The sequence below is a fragment of the Nicoliella sp. ESL1149 genome, assembly GCF_058107265.1.
Genome location: NZ_JBYLUE010000002.1, coordinates 324,144 through 340,792, shown reverse-complemented (window position 1 = coordinate 340,792; position 16,649 = coordinate 324,144). Strand labels below are relative to the sequence as shown.

The window sequence follows — 16,649 nt, the reverse complement described above, 5'->3', positions numbered from 1 at the left end:
TTAATTGTCCAAGTCAACGTCATGAGCACGTTGAAAATCGGCAATGTTTTTGTATTCTTTTCCTAATGATCTAGATAAACGAATGAAAATTGGAATTAATTCTCGATATACTTCGTAATTATCAGGATTAGGGTGTAATGAGTCAGTTTTACCAATGAATTTAGAGACATCACTAAAATGATCGATCATTCCAAGACTCTTCATTCCTAAAGTAGCGGCACCTAAGGCTGTTCCTTCAAATGCTTCTGGGATATTAACGTCAGATTCAAAAATATCTGCTAACATTTGACGCCATAGTCCAGAACGGGCAAAACCACCAGTTGCTTGAATTTTAACGGGTTTACCGACTACTTCTTCCAAAGCTAGACTAACGGTATATAAATTGTAAACGATTCCCTCTAAAGCAGCTCTAATCATATGAGCACGAGTATGGATTCTGGTTAATCCAAAGAAAGAACCTCTGGCATTTGCGTTCCAAATAGGAGCTCTTTCACCACCTAAATAAGGGTGGAAAATTAAGCCATCTGAACCTGCATTGATCGTAGAAGCAATTTTGGTTAGTAAGTCATAAGGGCTAATTTTTAATTGTTCAGCAGTAACTTTTTCAGGGGCACAAAGTTGATCACAGACCCACTTAAAGACGCTCCCTCCGTTATTGACAGGACCTCCAACAACCCACATGTCTTTGGCAAGGTAATAACAGAAAACCCGCGCTTTAGGATCAATCTTTGGCTTATTAGTGACCACCCGCACAGCACCAGATGTTCCAATTGTAACAGCTTCAACGCCAGAATTGATGGCATCCACTCCTAAATTAGCAAGGGGTCCATCGGATGAACCAATTATAAATGGTGTTTGAGGATCAATTCCCATAATTTTTGCAAGAACTTTTTTCATTCCCTTAATTTGGAAATCTGTATCAACTAGTTCAGGAAGTTGTTTTCTTTTAACGCCAGTTAGTTCAAGTGCTTGGTCGTCCCAATCCATTTTAAAGATGTTGAACATTCCAGTAGCGTTAGCAATTGAATAGTCTTCCTTTAAAACGCCGAACAATTTATAAAAGACGTATTCCTTAATTCCAATGAACCATCGGGTCTTAGCATAAAGATCTTTTTTCTCGTTTTTGATCCAAAGAATTTTAGTTAAGGGAGTCATAGGGTGTGTTGGAGTCCCAGTTTTTTTGAAAAGTTCCATCCCAATTCCGTTTTCTCTTAATTGATCAGCATACTTAACAGCACGGTTATCACCCCAAGTAATCGCGTTGGTTAATAATTCATGGTCTTTATCCAATAGAATTAAACTATGCATGGCACAAGAGAATGAAACCCCTCTTAATGTATTTGTAGTTAGATCAACTTTACGGACCACGTTTCTAATTCCGTAAACGACTTGGTGTAGTATTTTTTCGGGATCTTCTTCCGCCATATCTGGGGTATCTTGAATTAGTGGGTAGCCATTATTTTCATAGCCACAAACTTTTCCATTTTCATCGTATAAAACGACTTTTGTACTAGTAGTTCCAATATCAACTCCGATAATGTAATTCATATTTTGTCTCCTTCGTTTAAATGCATTATGGTTTAATTATATGGAAATCTTCATTTTGCTTCAAGTTAAACGGAAATTCATTGTATAATGTTAATATCAATTAATTGGGATGATTAAAAATGAATTCGCCAAAGCGAACTCAAGCGAAATCGATTGGTCGAAACCGAATTAAACTTATGATCAGTCTTTTAATTATAATTATTTTTATTTGTGGTGGAATGTTTTTATTTCAACAATATCAAAAATATCAAATGAATCGGTTTGATGGGTATTCTATTCGAGGGGTAAGTATTGGACAACAAGATGGGTATGTTGATTTTGTTGCTTTAAAAAATGCTGGACAGAATTTTGTTTATCTGAGAGCGACACAAGGAGCCATTTATTCTGACGATAACTTTAATGGTAATTACCAACGGAGTATTGGTTCCGGAATAAATGTTGGTATTTACCACGTCTTTAGCTTTGATAGTCAATCCAAGCAACAATTTAAAAATTTTGTGACGACGGTAAGTGATAATACAGGAAATCTCCCCATTGCAATTCAGGTTTCTACTGGTAAGCTATCTAAAGCGCAAATTAATGTTGTTAAACATTTTTTAAATGAAATTAGTGAATATTACCCAAAGAAAAAAATAATGATATGGTCAATTCCAACGGTTTATGAACAACTTAGGGATTCTAAGCTGTTATTTTGGAACTTACAACCTGAAAAGTATCGTGATTGCTTAGTTAGTGTTAACAATAAACAACCGATTCAATTAGATGGGCAAAAACAACTTTTCCATCAAGTTGTTTTTGATGGGAATAAAAAGAAGTGGCAAAGGGATTTATTAAATTAATGGAGTGATATTGTGAAAACAGAAATTTTAGAATTGTTTCATTCTTTTGGGTATCAAGATATGACACCCATTCAAGAACAAGTTTATGAACCAATAATAACGGGAAAAGATGTTGTTGGTCTTTCACCAACTGGATCTGGAAAGACGGTTGCTTTTGCAATGCCAGCAGTTGCTAAATTAGAAAAAGCCGTTGTTGGAATGCAAGTCTTAATTTTAGAACCATCCCAAGAATTAGCAATGCAGACGACTAATGTACTTCGACAATGGGCTAAACCATTTGATCAAAAAGTTTTAGCCTTAACTGGTGGTGCGAATATAAAGCGCCAAATCGAAAAATTAAAAGAGAAACCAGCTATCATTATTGGAACTCCAGGGCGAATTTTAAATTTAATTAATGAAAAGAAATTAAAATGTGATCAGTTAAAATTAGCAATCATTGATGAAGCTGATGAATTATTGCAAGGGGAAACTTTAGAGACAGTTCGTTCAATTATGCAGGCAGTGCCTTCACAAACTCAATTAACTTATTTTTCAGCTACTGATACGGCCATTTTACATGAATTACATAAATGGTTTGGTCGAGAAGCAGAACGAATTGACGTTCGGAAAATAGACAAGTCTGCAGGTGAAGTTAAACATCGTTGGTTAGATGTATCACAGCGAAAACGTAATCAAATGCTAAAACGATTGTTACACATCGATGGATTTAAAGCATTGGTCTTTTTTAAACAAGTTTCAGATTTGAATCAAGCGTTTAGTTTCTTTTATCATGCTCACTTTACTCAAGTTGCCAGTCTAACAAGTAATCAAAACCAAATTCAACGTCAAAAAGCGTTAAAAGATTTTCGAACTGGAAAAGTGAAGTTACTTTTAACTACTGATGTTGCTGCCCGAGGGTTAGATATTCAACAATTGCCTGCAGTTATTAATTATGATTTACCAACAACTAAGAATGATTACATTCATCGAACTGGGAGAACTGGAAGAATGGGTGAAAAGGGTTTGGTTATTAATTTTGGTGATGACCATGATATCCGTGATTTGAAAAAATTACTTCGGGATTCTGAAGTTACAATTAAACCCGTTTATTTTGCTGAAAACGAATTGACAGAAATTAAGCCTAAAAAAGTTAGACCTGAAAAAAAGACTGAAACATCAAAAAATGAATCTAAAAAAGAAACGACTAAGGATAAAATAACAAGTCGTAACGTCAGCAAGAAACCTGTCAAAGAAGAGCCACAAAGGATTACCAAAAAACAACTGAAACATCGGAAGAAAAAACATTCTAAAAATAAAGGAATGCGAAAGAAATGGCGAGATCGTGATACGAAGAATTCTAAATAATCTTTACTTTAAAATCATTTCATGAGAAAATAAAGCCATCGTGGCCTCATAGCACAACTGGATAGGGCGACCGCCTCCTAAGCGGCTGATCCCGGTTCGAGTCCGGGTGGGGTCATAATAAAAAGGAGTGAATCTTAGATTCACTCCTTTTTATTATATCTAGTTTAAAATTAAAGCCTGGTTGTAACAGCAGCCGCAATTACGATTAATGCTAAACCAATAATGGTAACAATCAATTCTTTTTTAGTTTTATCTTCATGAAGCATAAAAATACCACTTAAAGTAGCTAACACAACGGAAGTTTGTGATAATAAGAATCCAGTTGCTAAGCCATTAACAGATGGTTGAGCTGAAATTAAGTATGTTAATGCTGCAAAAGCAAAGAAAAATCCAGCAATGATTTGTTTATAAGAAACACTTTCTTTGAAAATATTTTCTTTCTTTAATCTCATTAAGCCATAAATGATGGCTCCCAATAGCATTCCGATTGCTTGAGGTAAAAAGGCAATTTCACCGTTTACATGGGCAGCTTGTGGGGCAGCTGAGTAAGCCCAGTATCCAATTGTTCCAATCAATAATAGGACAACCGCTTTTGAAAGATTTTTTGATTTAGCAATTTCTTTATTTTCAGACCATGAAGTCATTGCAGCTCCAATGACAATGATGAATAAAGCTGCGAAACCGATGTACATTGCATTTCCTTCATGCCAGTTGCCAAGTGCAAATACGCCCCAAAGAGAAGTAGCAATCAATTGAAAAGCAGTAGTAATGGGCATTACACGTGACGAACCAATTAATTGATAAGATTTAAAAGCCATAATTTGCCCAAAATCCCATCCTAATCCAGAAATGATTCCCAATAATAAGGGCATTCCAGTTGGTAATTCACGTGGGCCAAATATAAAGAAGACAATTCCAAAAATTAACGTTCCAATTGTTGTTCCTAATAATTGATTGGATGGTTTCCCACCAATCTTAGAAGCAATCGTTGGGAAAAATCCCCACCCAATAAGTGGTCCAAGACCGATTAAAAGATCAAATAAACTCATTGTATAAATCCTTTCTATTTAAATACCATTAATTTAGACCAAAAGTAATTAAAAATAACAACAAAAATTTCACCAATCACTTTAACAATAATAAAGTTAAATCCTAATAAAGAAATCCCGATATATAAAATAATATTTTCAAGGATTAGAGAGCCTAAACGACCACCTAGCATAAATGATGCCATTTCGCGAAAGTAATTCTTTAATCCAACACTATTGGAATGAAAGACGTATTTACGATTTGTAAAGTAAGCAAATAAGGCACTGATTATCCAGGCAATGACATTGTTGATTTGGTAGTTGATGCTTGTTGTTAGATTTAAAACAGTGTATATAACAATATTGATAACAGTGGTTAAAACACCCCAAAATAAATAACTATATACTTCTGCATGTTTTTGATAAAGGTTAATTAATTTTTTTAACATTATTTCTTTTCCTTAATAATATAGAGGGGACGATGTTTTGACTCAAGATAAATTTTGCCAATATAATTTCCAGCAATTCCTAAGCAGAATAGTTGAATTCCGCCAATCAATAATATAATTGATACTAAGGAAGGCCATCCAGATACTGATCCACCAAAAAAAGCAGCCCTTGCAACAATGAAAAGAATGGCAATTACAGATAGAACACATGAGAAGAAACCAATAAATGTTGCAATTTTTAATGGAGCATCAGAAAAATCAATAATTCCCTCAACAGAGTACTGCATTAATTGATATAGTGACCATGAACTTTTACCGGCAGCTCGTGGTTGACCCTTATATTTTAGATACTTGGTATTAAAACCAACCCAACTAAAGATGCCCTTTGTGAAACGATTGTATTCTGTTAATTGGAGAACGCTATCAACAAATTGGCGACTCATTAGTCGATAATCACGGACATTTTGTTCAATTGGGACTTCTGAGATAAGATTGATGACCTTATAGAATTGACTTGATAGGAATGCTCTAACAGCTCCCTGTCGTCTTGTTTCTTGAATACAACCGACACAATCATAATCTTCTGTATTTATAATATGTAGCATTTTAATTAATAAAGAAGGTGGATCTTGTAGATCAACATCCATAACAGCAACATATTCACCAGTGGAATTTCGTAGCCCAGCAGCCATCGCAGCTTCTTTACCAAAATTTCTTGAAAATGAAATGTAGTGAACGTCTTGGGGATGTTCTTGTTGAAGTTTTTTAAGAACATTTAAAGTATTATCTTTTGAACCATCATTAATGAAGATGTATTCAAATTCATATTTATCTTGATTTTGGTTTAATTCTTGATGAATTTTTTCTGTCGTATCATAAAATAATTGGATTGATTCTTCTTCGTTAAAACAAGGAACGATTATGCTAATTTTTTCCATGGAACAAACTCCTTTAAGCGTACAAAAATAAAAGCACTTATAATTTTAACATAAATCTTTCCACGATAATTTTCTTTTAAGATAAAATCAGCAAATCGTTAAATATTTGTTATAATGAAAATAATATTATTTTGGAGGATAGACGATTAAATGAATTCACCAATAAAAGTGATGTCAATATTTGGCACTCGACCAGAAGCCATTAAAATGGCTCCAATAATCTTAAGAATGCAACAACGACCCGAATCTTTTCAACCAATTACGGTTGTTACTGCTCAGCATCGTGAAATGTTAGATCAGGTCTTGAATGTGTTTAAAATTCAACCTGATTATGATTTGAACGTGATGAAGAAAAATCAAACCCTAAGTCAAATTACAACGACTGTTATTACGAAATTAGATCCAATCATTGAGGAAGCAAAACCTGATATTATTTTGGTTCATGGGGATACGACAACGACATTTGCTGCATCGATCAGTAGTTTTTACCATCAAGTTCCACTCGGTCACGTTGAAGCTGGGTTAAGAACTTGGGACAAATACTCACCATTTCCAGAAGAAATGAATCGTCAACTAACGGATATTTTAGCAGACTTGTATTTTGCCCCAACAGAATTAAGTAAAGCCAATTTATTAAAACAAAATCATGATCCTAAACACATTTTTGTGACTGGTAATACGGCGATTGATGCCTTAGAACAAACCGTGAGTGATGATTATCATCACTCCGTATTGAATGATATCGATAGTCATCATCGAATTGTTCTTTTAACAATGCATCGTCGTGAGAATCATGGTGAACCCATGCGAAGAACATTTGAAGCAATTAAAAAAGAACTATTAAAGCATCCGGATGTAGAAGTAGTGTATCCAGTTCATTTGAGTCCGGCAGTTCAATCTGTTGCCCATGAATGTTTTGATGGCATTGATAGAGTTCACTTAATTGAACCGCTTGGGGTCGTAGACTTTCATAATATGGCTGCTAAAAGTTACTTTATAATGACTGATTCAGGTGGGGTTCAGGAAGAAGCACCTTCTTTAGGGAAACCAGTTTTGGTTTTACGAGAAGAAACTGAACGACCAGAAGGGGTTACAGCTGGAACTTTGAAATTAGTTGGAACTGACCCTATTAAGATAACGCAAAGTATGGAAACGTTATTAGATTCAAAAATAGAATATCAAAAAATGGCCCAAGCAAAGAATCCATACGGAGATGGTCATGCTAGTGAAAGAATCTTAAAAGCAATTAAAGATACGATTGGAGGCATTCACAATTAGTAATGACGTTAGTAAGGCTAAACGTTTTTTAATAGTATTCAACAAACATTATCAGATGACCAATTTGTCTGATGGGGCCGTCGTTTTAGCATTTTATTTGTTGCTATCTCTTTTTCCAATCCTAATTATTATTGGAAATTTGTTTAGGTTATTTGACGTTAATGCAGTTGAGCTATTTCAACAAAATCATTTCCTATTACCTAGTTCAATCAAAAATAGTTTAGGACCACTTATTATTTCAACTTTAAAGGGTAGTAGTAATGGACAACTTTCTTTTGGAATTATTATGGCAGTTTGGTCTGCTAGTCAAGCAATTGCTGCATTTCAAAGGACAGTTAATTTAGCATATGGATATGTTAAACGCCCAAATGCCTTTTTAAGTCGATTAACTTCTTTTGCATGGCTTCTGCTATTAGTAATATTAATCGTTGTTGTTATGGCAGTTTTTACAATTGGAAACTTTGTTCTTAAATACGTTGGTCATAATTTGAATTTTGATCCTCATTTTTTGATTTTCTTTCAATCATTGAGTTGGATAATCTCATTGGTTGTTATTTTCTTGTTAATGAACCTACTGTTTTATTTTGTACCAAATGTTAAAACTAAATTTCGTTATACGTGGCAAGGATCTGCAATTACCACGATTGGATTATTATTATTGTCTCAATTTTTCTCACTTTACATTCATTACTTTATGAAAAGTGTTAACACCTATCAAACACTAAGTACGTTTATTATTTTAATGTTTTGGCTTTATTTTATCGGAATGATTCTCCTATTTAGTGCTGTTTTGAATGCAACGATTCAAGAATATAGAACTGGAACAATCAAGCATCAAGATATGGACAAAGAGTTAGCTAATCAAATAAAAAAACACCGTAAGAAATAACGATGTTTGTAATTTTATTTTTGTACTTTTTGAACTAGCTCAGCTGAAAATTGATCTAGTTTTTCAATGTCATCTTCATCGGGTTCTAAGTTAATTTTAACGTTATTGCTTCCTTTAGTGGCACCAGTTTGTTGAAAAGCTTGATCAAATTTATCAACGGAAACATTATATGATTCCTCATAATAAACGTCTCCAGAACCAGCAACGCCATATACTTTCCCATTTAAATCAATTTTAGGTAAATCTTCATAGAAATCTAATCCTTCTTCTGGTAAATGACCACCGTCATAAGTATAAGCGCAAATTACACAGATATCTGCATCTTTAAATTCTTTTGGATCAGTTTGAGAAATTTCAGTTTCTGTCACTTCAACACCTAAATCTTCCAGACCTTCCGTAACAATATCTGCAATGTCTTCATTGTTACCAGTAATTGTGGCAAAAACAACGTGTGCTTTTATCATATTAATCTTCCTTTATTGTTTATTAGTTCATTAAGTATATCAAAAAAAATTTAAATTGTTAATTTCTAAGGAGGGTTCCATATCGCTGAGATTACTAAAATTATGGCTCAAAAAAGACGGGGTCGTTATAATGTTTACATTGATAATCAGTATGCTTTTCCAGTTAGTGAAAATGTTCTGATTAAATACCAGTTGTTAAAAGGCATGCCAATTGATGATCAATTGCGTAGCCAGTTGGTTCATGCTGAACAATTAGATCATTACTATCAAATTGCAATTAATTACTTAGCTCACCGACTACGGACCCAAAAAGAAGTCATTGAACGATTAACAAAAGAAGAAGCTAGTGAAGAAGCAATTAATGCTATTTTAAAGCGTTTAAAAGTTAATCATCTCTTAAGTGATCAAAATTATGCAAATAGTTACGTGCGAAGTGAAGTTCGCATGAGAGATAAAGGTCCTCAACAGATAAAGCAATATTTGTTTAAAAGGGGGATTGATGCGAATAAAACTCAACAAGCATTAGCTGAATTTTATCCAGAAGAAGAAGTCATTAATAATTGTTCATTTCAGGCCCAAAAATTGTTTAAGCATTATCAACGAGATGCTTATCAAAAAACAATTCAAAAGACAAAAACAGCGCTAGTTAGAAAGGGATATCCTTTCGATGTAATTTCACATGTTTTTAGTACGATTGAATTACCCATCGATGAAGAACGCGAAAATGATCTATTGAATCAACAATTTACTAAAGTTTGGCATCGAAATCGAAATGAAAGTTTTTTAAAAAGATGTCAAAAGACAAAACAAACTTTGTATCGGAAGGGTTTTTCAATTGATGCAATCAATCATCTGATTGATGAAGCCCATAATGAATAGGAGAATAAAATGTTCAGAGAAGGAAAGAAGGGCAATCTTTTATTTTGGTCTCTAGAAATACTGATTGTCTGTTGTATCGTTTTTGTTTGTAAAGAAATTAGTTTTGTGTTCAGCCCAATTGGAATTTTTATTTCGGTTGTATTTGTTCCAGTTTTGTTAGCTGGAGCTCTTTTTTACATGTTAAATCCAATTGTTAACCTACTAAGAAAGATAAAAATTGGAAATTGGAATGTTTCCCGAACATTAGCAGTTTCGATCATCTTTATCTTTTTCTTGGGAATCCTTATTTATTTGGGGATTTCCTTTGTGCCAAAGTTGTTTTCCCAATTAAGTAATTTGTTCAATCATTTGTCTTCGATAACGGATAGTACCAAAAGTACATTGAATCAATTGTTGAATCACTTTGGGTTAAAAAACGTGAACGTTAACCATTATGCTGACAGTATTCAAAAATCACTTCAAAAATATTCCCAAAATGTGATTGGAAGTTTAACTAGAAGTGTAGGTAGCTTAATTTCAATGGCTACTAGTGTTGTTGTAACACTGATTACAACGCCAGTGATTTTATTCTACATGTTAAAAGATGGTCATCGTTTAATGCCAACGATTGCCAAAATGTTACCCGATAAAAGACGTGATAAGACAATTGAATTATTAAAGAAAATGAATCAAACAATTGCACGTTATATTGGCGGTCAAATGATCGAATGTTTATTTGTTGGTGTGTTTACATCAATTGGCTACATTTTAATTGGTCAAAAATACGCATTACCATTAGGTGTTTTTGCGGGAATTTGTAACATTATTCCATATGTAGGTCCATATATTGGAATTGTTCCTTCATTATTAGTAGCACTATCTAGCAATATTAGCGAATTGATATATGTTGTAATTGTTGTATTGATTGTTCAACAATTGGATGGAAATTTAGTTTATCCAAACGTGATTGGTAAATCACTTCAAATTCACCCATTAACAATTATTGTTATTTTATTGGCAGCTGGAAATATTGCTGGATTATTGGGAATGATTCTTGCAATCCCATTATATGCGGTTGTAAAAGTTATTGTTCAACATGTTTATAATATTTGGTTACTTCAAAAAAATGAAGAGTGATTTTGGTTAGTAACTTAATTTTGCGAATTAGATATTTATGATATAGAATAGATACTTATTAATAATTAAATTAACTTAATTAAAAAGGAATGTAAAAAATGAAAAAAATTATTACTTATGGGACTTTTGACCTTTTGCATAAGGGACATGTTCGTCTCTTGAAACGTGCTAAGGAAATGGGTGATTACCTTATTGTTGGTTTGTCAACTGATGAATTCAATGCTGAAAAGGGGAAAAAGGCATATACTTCATATGCTGATCGTAAATATGTCTTAGAAGCCATTCGTTATGTTGATGAAGTGATTCCTGAAAAGGGTTGGAATCAAAAGACGACGGATGTAAAAGATCACGATATTGATACTTTCGTTATGGGTGATGATTGGACTGGTAAATTTGATTTCTTGAAGGATCAATGTAAGGTCGTTTACCTTCCCAGAACCGAAGGAATTTCTACTACTAAAATTAAACATGATCTTGGAATTCAAGATGATGAAGATTGGAAAACAGAAAAATAGATGATGAAATGTTTCGGAAGTTCCGAAGCATTTTTATTTTGGAAACATTAAGTGGTGGCTGTCCTAAAAAATTGATTATGTTACAATAATATGTATTAATACGCAAATGAGAGGATCATATAATGACTGAAAATAAATTAGATGCAATGGTCGATCAAAGACGGACTTTTGCAATTATTTCTCACCCTGATGCTGGGAAAACCACAATTACTGAACAATTATTACTTTATGGAGGTATTGTCAGACAAGCAGGAACGGTTAAAGGGAAAAAAACTGGTAATTTTGCTAAATCCGATTGGATGGATATTGAAAAGAAACGTGGAATTTCAGTTACCAGTTCTGTAATGCAGTTCGATTATCACGGGAAAAGAATTAATATCTTGGATACCCCAGGACATGAGGACTTTTCAGAAGATACTTATCGGACATTGATGGCCGTGGATTCCGCAGTCATGGTTATTGATGCTGCTAAGGGAATCGAAGCTCAAACCAAAAAACTTTTTAAGATTTGTAAAATGCGGGGAATCCCAATCTTTACCTTTATGAATAAGTTAGATCGAGATAGTCGTGATCCAATGGAATTAATCAGTCAATTGGAGGATGTTCTTGGGATTGAAGGGTACCCAATGAATTGGCCAATTGGTTCTGGTAAGATTTTAAAGGGATTATATGATCGTTATAATAAACGAGTAGCTTTATACCGTCCAAAGGATAAAAATAAAAAGTATTTACCATTAAATGATGATGGTGATGTTGATGATCCCCAATTATTGGATAATGAGCTCTATCAAGACGCTAAAGAAAATATTGAACTTATGGAAGAAGCTGGAAATCAGTTTAGCCGTGAAAAGATAATGAATGGTGAACAAACACCAGTCTTCTTTGGGTCTGCATTAGCCAATTTTGGAGTTGAAACTTTTCTTAATTCTTATTTAGATTTTGCTCCTAAACCAGCAGCTCATATTACTCAAGAGGGTACTAAGATAGAACCTGATGATAAGAACTTTTCCGGGTTCGTTTTTAAGATTCAAGCAAATATGAATCCTCGTCATCGAGACCGAATTGCTTTTGTGCGGATTTGTTCCGGTGAGTTTGAACGAGGGATGGATGTGACGTTAGAAAGAACGCAAAAGAAAATGCGTTTGTCGAACGTGACTGAATTTTTGGCAAATACCAGAGAAAATGTTCAAACTGCTGTTGCAGGTGATATTATTGGATTATATGATACTGGTAATTTTCAAATTGGGGATACGATTTATACTGGGAATCAAGATATTAAATTTCAAAAATTGCCTCAATTTACGCCTGAATTATTTGTTAGGGTTCAAGCAAAGAACGTAATGAAACAAAAATCATTTCATAAGGGAATTAATCAATTGGTTCAGGAAGGTGCTGTGCAATTATACACAACTTATTCTACTAATGATTATATTTTAGGTGCAGTTGGACAACTTCAATTTGAAGTTTTCCAATTTAGAATGAAAAATGAATATAATTCTGAAGTTGAAATGGAACCAATGGGCCATAAGATTGCTCGTTGGATTGATCCTGAACAATTGGATGAAAAAATGTCTTCTTCAAGAAATATTTTAGTTCGTGACACAAATGATGAGCCATTATTCTTATTTGAAAATGCATTTGCCGAAAGATGGTTCCATGATAAGTATCCAGATGTGAAATTAACTGCTAAATTATAGGAGTGATCTGAAATGAACAAACATTTATCAGCATGTACGAGTGTTTTAGTTGGAAAAGATGCATCAATTGATGGATCAACAATGATTGCCAGAAATGATGATACATTCTTGCCATTGACCCCTCAAAGATTGTATGTAGAACCCGCTTATCATGATGAATATCGAACTTGGGTATCAACTCAAAATGGGTTTAAGATGGATTTACCTCGTGATGGGTATCGTTATACATTAACTCCAAATGTAGAAGAAGAAACTAAAGGTTTTTACGCTGAAAGTGGAATTAATGAAAAAAACGTTGCCATTAGTGCAACAGAAAGTGTTTATGGGAATCCCAAGGCACTTTCTTATGATCCACTAGTAAGGGATGGAGTGGCTGAAGATTCACTTCCATCAGTTGTTTTACCATATATTGATAGTGCTCGTGATGGGGTCAAACGTTTGGGAAAATTAATTTCTAAATATGGCTCACCAGAAGGGAACGGCGTCTTATTTAGTGATGCTAATGAAGTATGGTACATGGAAATAGTTACCGGTCATCATTGGGTCGCTCAACGAATTCCAGATGATGCTTATGCTGTTTGTGCAAATCAAGTTGCCATTCAGCAAGTTGATTTTGATGACCCTGATAATTTTATGTATTCAGAAAACATTCGTGAGTTTGTTGATCAATATCATTTGAATCCGGATTTTGATGGTTTTAATTTCCGTCATATTTTTGGAACGAACAATGCCAAAGATCGTTTTTATAATTTGCCTAGAGTTTGGTATGGACAACGCTATTTAACGCCGGACCATGTTCAAATGATCGATTCAAGTGAAATGCCTTTTATTTGCCATGCTAACCGTAAGATCAGTGTTGAAGATATCGAAACCATTCTTAGTTCCCATTATAATGAAACTCCATATGATCCAATGGGGAAATCAAAGGACGAAGATAAATTACATTATCGTCCAATCTCATTGAACCGAACTCAGAATTCTCATGTTCTACAAATTAGAAATGATGTTCCAAGTAGTATGAGTGCAATCATGTGGGTTTGTTTCGGTATTCCAACTTATTCACCATATGTTCCATTCTTTACGAATGCAGATGATATTGATTCAACATATAAAAACACGCCTCTTCATATGGATGATGAAAGTGCATATTGGATGTATCGTAAATTATCAGTAATTGTTGAAGCATATTACGCTCATTTGATTCAAGCGGATATTGATTTTAATGATGATAATAATCAACTCTTTAGAAAACACGTTGAAGATACAATTATCCATGCTAAAATGATAGATTCAGAATTAGTTAGACCATACTTAACTTATCAAAATCATTTTATAACCCAGAAAATGAGAAAAAGAACTCATCATTTTATGAATCATTTATTAGAAACTTCTTTAAACTATTCAAAATTAACTTATGATATGGATGAAAATCTTTAAAATAAAAGACACCGTCAATTTAAATTGACGGTGTCTTTTATTTTAATATTTATTTTGCTTTAATAACGATTTGCTTTTTATTATTGAGTTCAACGTTCAAATTATTTACTTGTTGATGATCTAAATAATAATCAGCAACTTTATCTTCAATGTTTTCTTGAATGACTCTTCTTAATGGACGTGCACCCATAGCTGGATTATATCCTAAATCAACTAGTTTGTTTTTAGCGCCGTCAGTAACATTAAGATGAATGTTCTGTTGAGCTAACATATCATTAACATTATCAATCATTAAACTAACAATCTTTTTAAGATTATCTTTTGTTAATGGTTTGAATTCAACAATGTCATCAAAACGGTTTAAAAATTCTGGTTTGAAATAGTTTTGAAGTCTATCCATGATTTTGTGAGTATTACCATTAGCAGCTGCTCCAAAACCAACGTTAGCTTCAGTATCACCAGTACCAGCATTACTGGTCATGATGATAACAGTATCCTTAAATGAAACTGTTCGTCCTTGTGAATCAGTTAGTCGACCATCATCTAAGATTTGTAAGAAAGCATGTAAAACATCTGGATTAGCTTTTTCAATTTCATCGAATAGAAGTAAGCTATAAGGATTACGACGAACCTTTTCAGTTAATTGTCCGGCATCTTCGTAGCCAACATAACCAGGAGCGGAACCGATCAATTTAGCAATGGATTGTGGTTCGCGATATTCTGACATATCAAAACGAATCATTGAATCTTTAGAACCAAATAGTTGATAAGCTAATTGTTTAGCTAATTCCGTTTTACCAATTCCAGTGGAACCTACAAATAAGAAAGAACCAATTGGTCTTCCAGAACCATTGAAACCAATTCGATTTCGTTTAATTGCTCTGGCAACTTGGTCGACAGCATTGTCTTGGCCAATAACTTGTTCTTTAAGTTTTGGAGCGAGATCCTTAAGTTGTTTTTGTTCATTGGCTTGTAATTCTCCAACTGGAATGTTTGTCATTTCTTCAACGATTTTTTCCATATCATGAACAGTTACTTCAGGACTCTTTTCACCTTCAATATTATGATTTTCCTTAATGTGTTTTAATTTACTGATTTGATCACGATAATAAGCTGCTTTTTCATAATCTTCTTTTTGCAAAGCAGCATTTTTTTGTTTATCAGCATTTTGAAGCCGTTCATCAATTACTTCTGGATTAATTGTATTTAATGTTAAATTCTTTCTAGAACCAGCTTCATCAAGTAAATCAATTGCTTTATCAGGAAGGAATCGTTCTTGAATGTAACGATCAGATAATTTTACAGCAGCTTTAATTGCTCCAGGACTATATTTAACATGATGATAATCCTCATAATGACCTTGAATTCCCTTAAGAATTTTAATGGCCTGTTCTGGAGTTGGTTCTTGAACAGTTACCTTTTGGAAACGACGTGCAAGAGCAGAATCTTTTTCAATATGTCTGTATTCCTTTAATGTGGTTGCTCCAATTAATTGAAATTCACCACGTGCTAAAGCTGGCTTTAAGACATTTCCAGCATCCATACCACCATCAGCATTACCAGCACCCATGATTTCATGAATTTCATCGATAAATAGAATGATGTTTGGATCTTTTTGAACTTCTTTAATTAGTGCTTGCATCCGTTTTTCAAATTGACCTCTGATTCCAGTTCCTTGAACTAATGAAACCACATCTAAACGAATAATTTTTTTATTCATTAATTTTTCAGGAACATCACCATTAGCAATTCTTAATGCTAATCCCTCAACAACTGCTGTCTTACCAACCCCAGCTTCACCAATTAGAACGGGATTGTTTTTTGTCCGACGATTTAAAATTTCGATTACTCGTGAAGTTTCCTTATCTCGACCGATAACAGGATCAATTTTACCCTGTTTGGCTAACTCAGTCATATTGATTCCATATTGACCAAGAACGGTTGGTGTTGTATTTTGTTGTTGATTAGGTTGATTATTTTGTGGATTATTGCCACCTTGCATGGCCTTAAACATATCATCTAAGCTATTAAATCCAAATGGATCTTGTGCCATATCAGAACCTCCATTATTTTCTTGATTTTGTTGATTTAGAAGTTGGTAACATTGTTGACAAAGATCAATTCTTTGTCTTTGACCATTACGATTAACATATAAATGAATTGTAGCTTCATTTTTATGACATTTTTGACATAACATTTTACCACTCTTTCTAAAATTTATATTTTGT

General features: G+C 33.6%; 15 protein-coding genes and 1 tRNA gene. 10 read left to right on the top strand and 6 right to left on the bottom strand.

The genetic code is table 11. The features are described 5' to 3' along the window. On the bottom strand, positions 1–1,548 hold the full coding sequence (gene gntK, locus AC3B6G_RS01780) for a gluconokinase (RefSeq protein ID WP_489848725.1): 1,548 nt from the start codon (positions 1,546–1,548) through the stop codon (positions 1–3). Positions 1,549–1,667: 119 nt separating this feature from the next. Between gntK and AC3B6G_RS01775 the strand changes: the two genes are divergently transcribed. From AC3B6G_RS01775 to AC3B6G_RS01765, 3 genes are all read left to right on the top strand, one after another. Then, complete coding sequence (locus tag AC3B6G_RS01775) at positions 1,668–2,387, top strand: GH25 family lysozyme (RefSeq protein ID WP_489848724.1); 720 nt, start codon at positions 1,668–1,670, stop codon at positions 2,385–2,387. 60 nt (positions 2,388–2,447) lie between these two features. Beyond that, on the top strand, positions 2,448–3,731 hold the full coding sequence (locus tag AC3B6G_RS01770; protein ID WP_489849554.1) for a DEAD/DEAH box helicase: 1,284 nt from the start codon (positions 2,448–2,450) through the stop codon (positions 3,729–3,731). 42 nt (positions 3,732–3,773) lie between these two features. Beyond that, positions 3,774–3,846 (top strand) — tRNA-Arg (locus tag AC3B6G_RS01765). A gap of 55 nt (positions 3,847–3,901) precedes the next feature. Here AC3B6G_RS01765 and rbsU read toward each other — a convergent pair. From rbsU to AC3B6G_RS01750, 3 genes are read right to left on the bottom strand one after another with little or no spacing between them, the layout of a single operon-like run. Further along, on the bottom strand, positions 3,902–4,780 hold the full coding sequence (gene rbsU, locus AC3B6G_RS01760) for a ribose/proton symporter RbsU (RefSeq protein ID WP_489848723.1): 879 nt from the start codon (positions 4,778–4,780) through the stop codon (positions 3,902–3,904). A 14-nt stretch (positions 4,781–4,794) separates the two neighbouring features. Further along, a complete protein-coding gene (locus AC3B6G_RS01755) occupies positions 4,795–5,208 on the bottom strand; it encodes a GtrA family protein (RefSeq protein WP_489848722.1) in 414 nt (137 codons plus the stop codon). After that, positions 5,208–6,146 (bottom strand): glycosyltransferase family 2 protein, encoded by a 939-nt coding sequence (locus AC3B6G_RS01750; RefSeq protein WP_489848721.1) that lies wholly within the window; start codon positions 6,144–6,146, stop codon positions 5,208–5,210. Before AC3B6G_RS01750 ends, AC3B6G_RS01755 begins: the two co-directional genes overlap by 1 nt. A 150-nt stretch (positions 6,147–6,296) precedes the next feature. Here AC3B6G_RS01750 and wecB point away from each other — a divergent pair, with 150 nt between their 5' ends. Both wecB and AC3B6G_RS01740 read left to right on the top strand, forming a co-directional pair. Further along, a complete protein-coding gene (gene wecB, locus AC3B6G_RS01745) occupies positions 6,297–7,424 on the top strand; it encodes a non-hydrolyzing UDP-N-acetylglucosamine 2-epimerase (RefSeq protein WP_489848720.1) in 1,128 nt (375 codons plus the stop codon). Beyond that, positions 7,405–8,313, top strand: coding sequence for a YihY/virulence factor BrkB family protein (locus tag AC3B6G_RS01740; RefSeq protein ID WP_489848719.1), 909 nt, complete (start codon positions 7,405–7,407; stop codon positions 8,311–8,313). Before wecB ends, AC3B6G_RS01740 begins: the two co-directional genes overlap by 20 nt. Before the next feature lie 14 nt (positions 8,314–8,327). Here the strand turns inward: AC3B6G_RS01740 and AC3B6G_RS01735 are convergent, their stop codons facing one another. Then, positions 8,328–8,777 carry a flavodoxin gene (locus AC3B6G_RS01735; RefSeq protein ID WP_489848718.1) on the bottom strand — a complete coding sequence of 150 codons (450 nt, stop codon included), beginning with the start codon at positions 8,775–8,777 and terminating at the stop codon, positions 8,328–8,330. 81 nt (positions 8,778–8,858) lie between these two features. Here AC3B6G_RS01735 and recX point away from each other — a divergent pair, with 81 nt between their 5' ends. From recX to AC3B6G_RS01710, 5 genes are all read left to right on the top strand, one after another. Beyond that, positions 8,859–9,656, top strand: a complete 798-nt coding sequence (gene recX, locus AC3B6G_RS01730) for a recombination regulator RecX (protein ID WP_489849553.1) — start codon at positions 8,859–8,861, stop codon at positions 9,654–9,656. Positions 9,657–9,665: 9 nt separating this feature from the next. Next, positions 9,666–10,772: an AI-2E family transporter gene (locus AC3B6G_RS01725; RefSeq protein WP_489848717.1), complete on the top strand. Its 1,107-nt coding sequence runs from the start codon at positions 9,666–9,668 to the stop codon at positions 10,770–10,772. 98 nt (positions 10,773–10,870) lie between these two features. Beyond that, entirely contained in the window at positions 10,871–11,287 is a 417-nt protein-coding gene (gene tagD / locus AC3B6G_RS01720; protein WP_489848716.1) for a glycerol-3-phosphate cytidylyltransferase, read from the top strand. Positions 11,288–11,409: 122 nt separating this feature from the next. After that, positions 11,410–12,984 carry a peptide chain release factor 3 gene (locus AC3B6G_RS01715; RefSeq protein ID WP_489848715.1) on the top strand — a complete coding sequence of 525 codons (1,575 nt, stop codon included), beginning with the start codon at positions 11,410–11,412 and terminating at the stop codon, positions 12,982–12,984. A 12-nt stretch (positions 12,985–12,996) separates the two neighbouring features. Beyond that, positions 12,997–14,421 (top strand): C69 family dipeptidase, encoded by a 1,425-nt coding sequence (locus tag AC3B6G_RS01710; protein WP_489848714.1) that lies wholly within the window; start codon positions 12,997–12,999, stop codon positions 14,419–14,421. Positions 14,422–14,470: 49 nt separating this feature from the next. On the opposite strand, the gene AC3B6G_RS01705 is transcribed toward AC3B6G_RS01710, so the two are convergent. Beyond that, on the bottom strand, positions 14,471–16,618 hold the full coding sequence (locus tag AC3B6G_RS01705) for an ATP-dependent Clp protease ATP-binding subunit (RefSeq protein ID WP_489848713.1): 2,148 nt from the start codon (positions 16,616–16,618) through the stop codon (positions 14,471–14,473). Positions 16,619–16,649 lie beyond the last annotated feature (31 nt).

Coding starts and splice junctions, on each gene's coding strand:
- AC3B6G_RS01750 (WP_489848721.1), bottom strand. CDS start 6,146: ATGGAAAAAATTAGCATAATCGTTCCTTGTTTTAACGAAGAAGAATCA.
- rbsU (WP_489848723.1), bottom strand. CDS start 4,780: ATGAGTTTATTTGATCTTTTAATCGGTCTTGGACCACTTATTGGGTGG.
- AC3B6G_RS01770 (WP_489849554.1), top strand. CDS start 2,448: ATGACACCCATTCAAGAACAAGTTTATGAACCAATAATAACGGGAAAA.
- AC3B6G_RS01710 (WP_489848714.1), top strand. CDS start 12,997: ATGAACAAACATTTATCAGCATGTACGAGTGTTTTAGTTGGAAAAGAT.
- wecB (WP_489848720.1), top strand. CDS start 6,297: ATGAATTCACCAATAAAAGTGATGTCAATATTTGGCACTCGACCAGAA.
- gntK (WP_489848725.1), bottom strand. CDS start 1,548: ATGAATTACATTATCGGAGTTGATATTGGAACTACTAGTACAAAAGTC.
- AC3B6G_RS01755 (WP_489848722.1), bottom strand. CDS start 5,208: ATGTTAAAAAAATTAATTAACCTTTATCAAAAACATGCAGAAGTATAT.
- AC3B6G_RS01735 (WP_489848718.1), bottom strand. CDS start 8,777: ATGATAAAAGCACACGTTGTTTTTGCCACAATTACTGGTAACAATGAA.
- AC3B6G_RS01705 (WP_489848713.1), bottom strand. CDS start 16,618: ATGTTATGTCAAAAATGTCATAAAAATGAAGCTACAATTCATTTATAT.
- AC3B6G_RS01775 (WP_489848724.1), top strand. CDS start 1,668: ATGAATTCGCCAAAGCGAACTCAAGCGAAATCGATTGGTCGAAACCGA.
- AC3B6G_RS01715 (WP_489848715.1), top strand. CDS start 11,410: ATGACTGAAAATAAATTAGATGCAATGGTCGATCAAAGACGGACTTTT.
- tagD (WP_489848716.1), top strand. CDS start 10,871: ATGAAAAAAATTATTACTTATGGGACTTTTGACCTTTTGCATAAGGGA.
- AC3B6G_RS01725 (WP_489848717.1), top strand. CDS start 9,666: ATGTTCAGAGAAGGAAAGAAGGGCAATCTTTTATTTTGGTCTCTAGAA.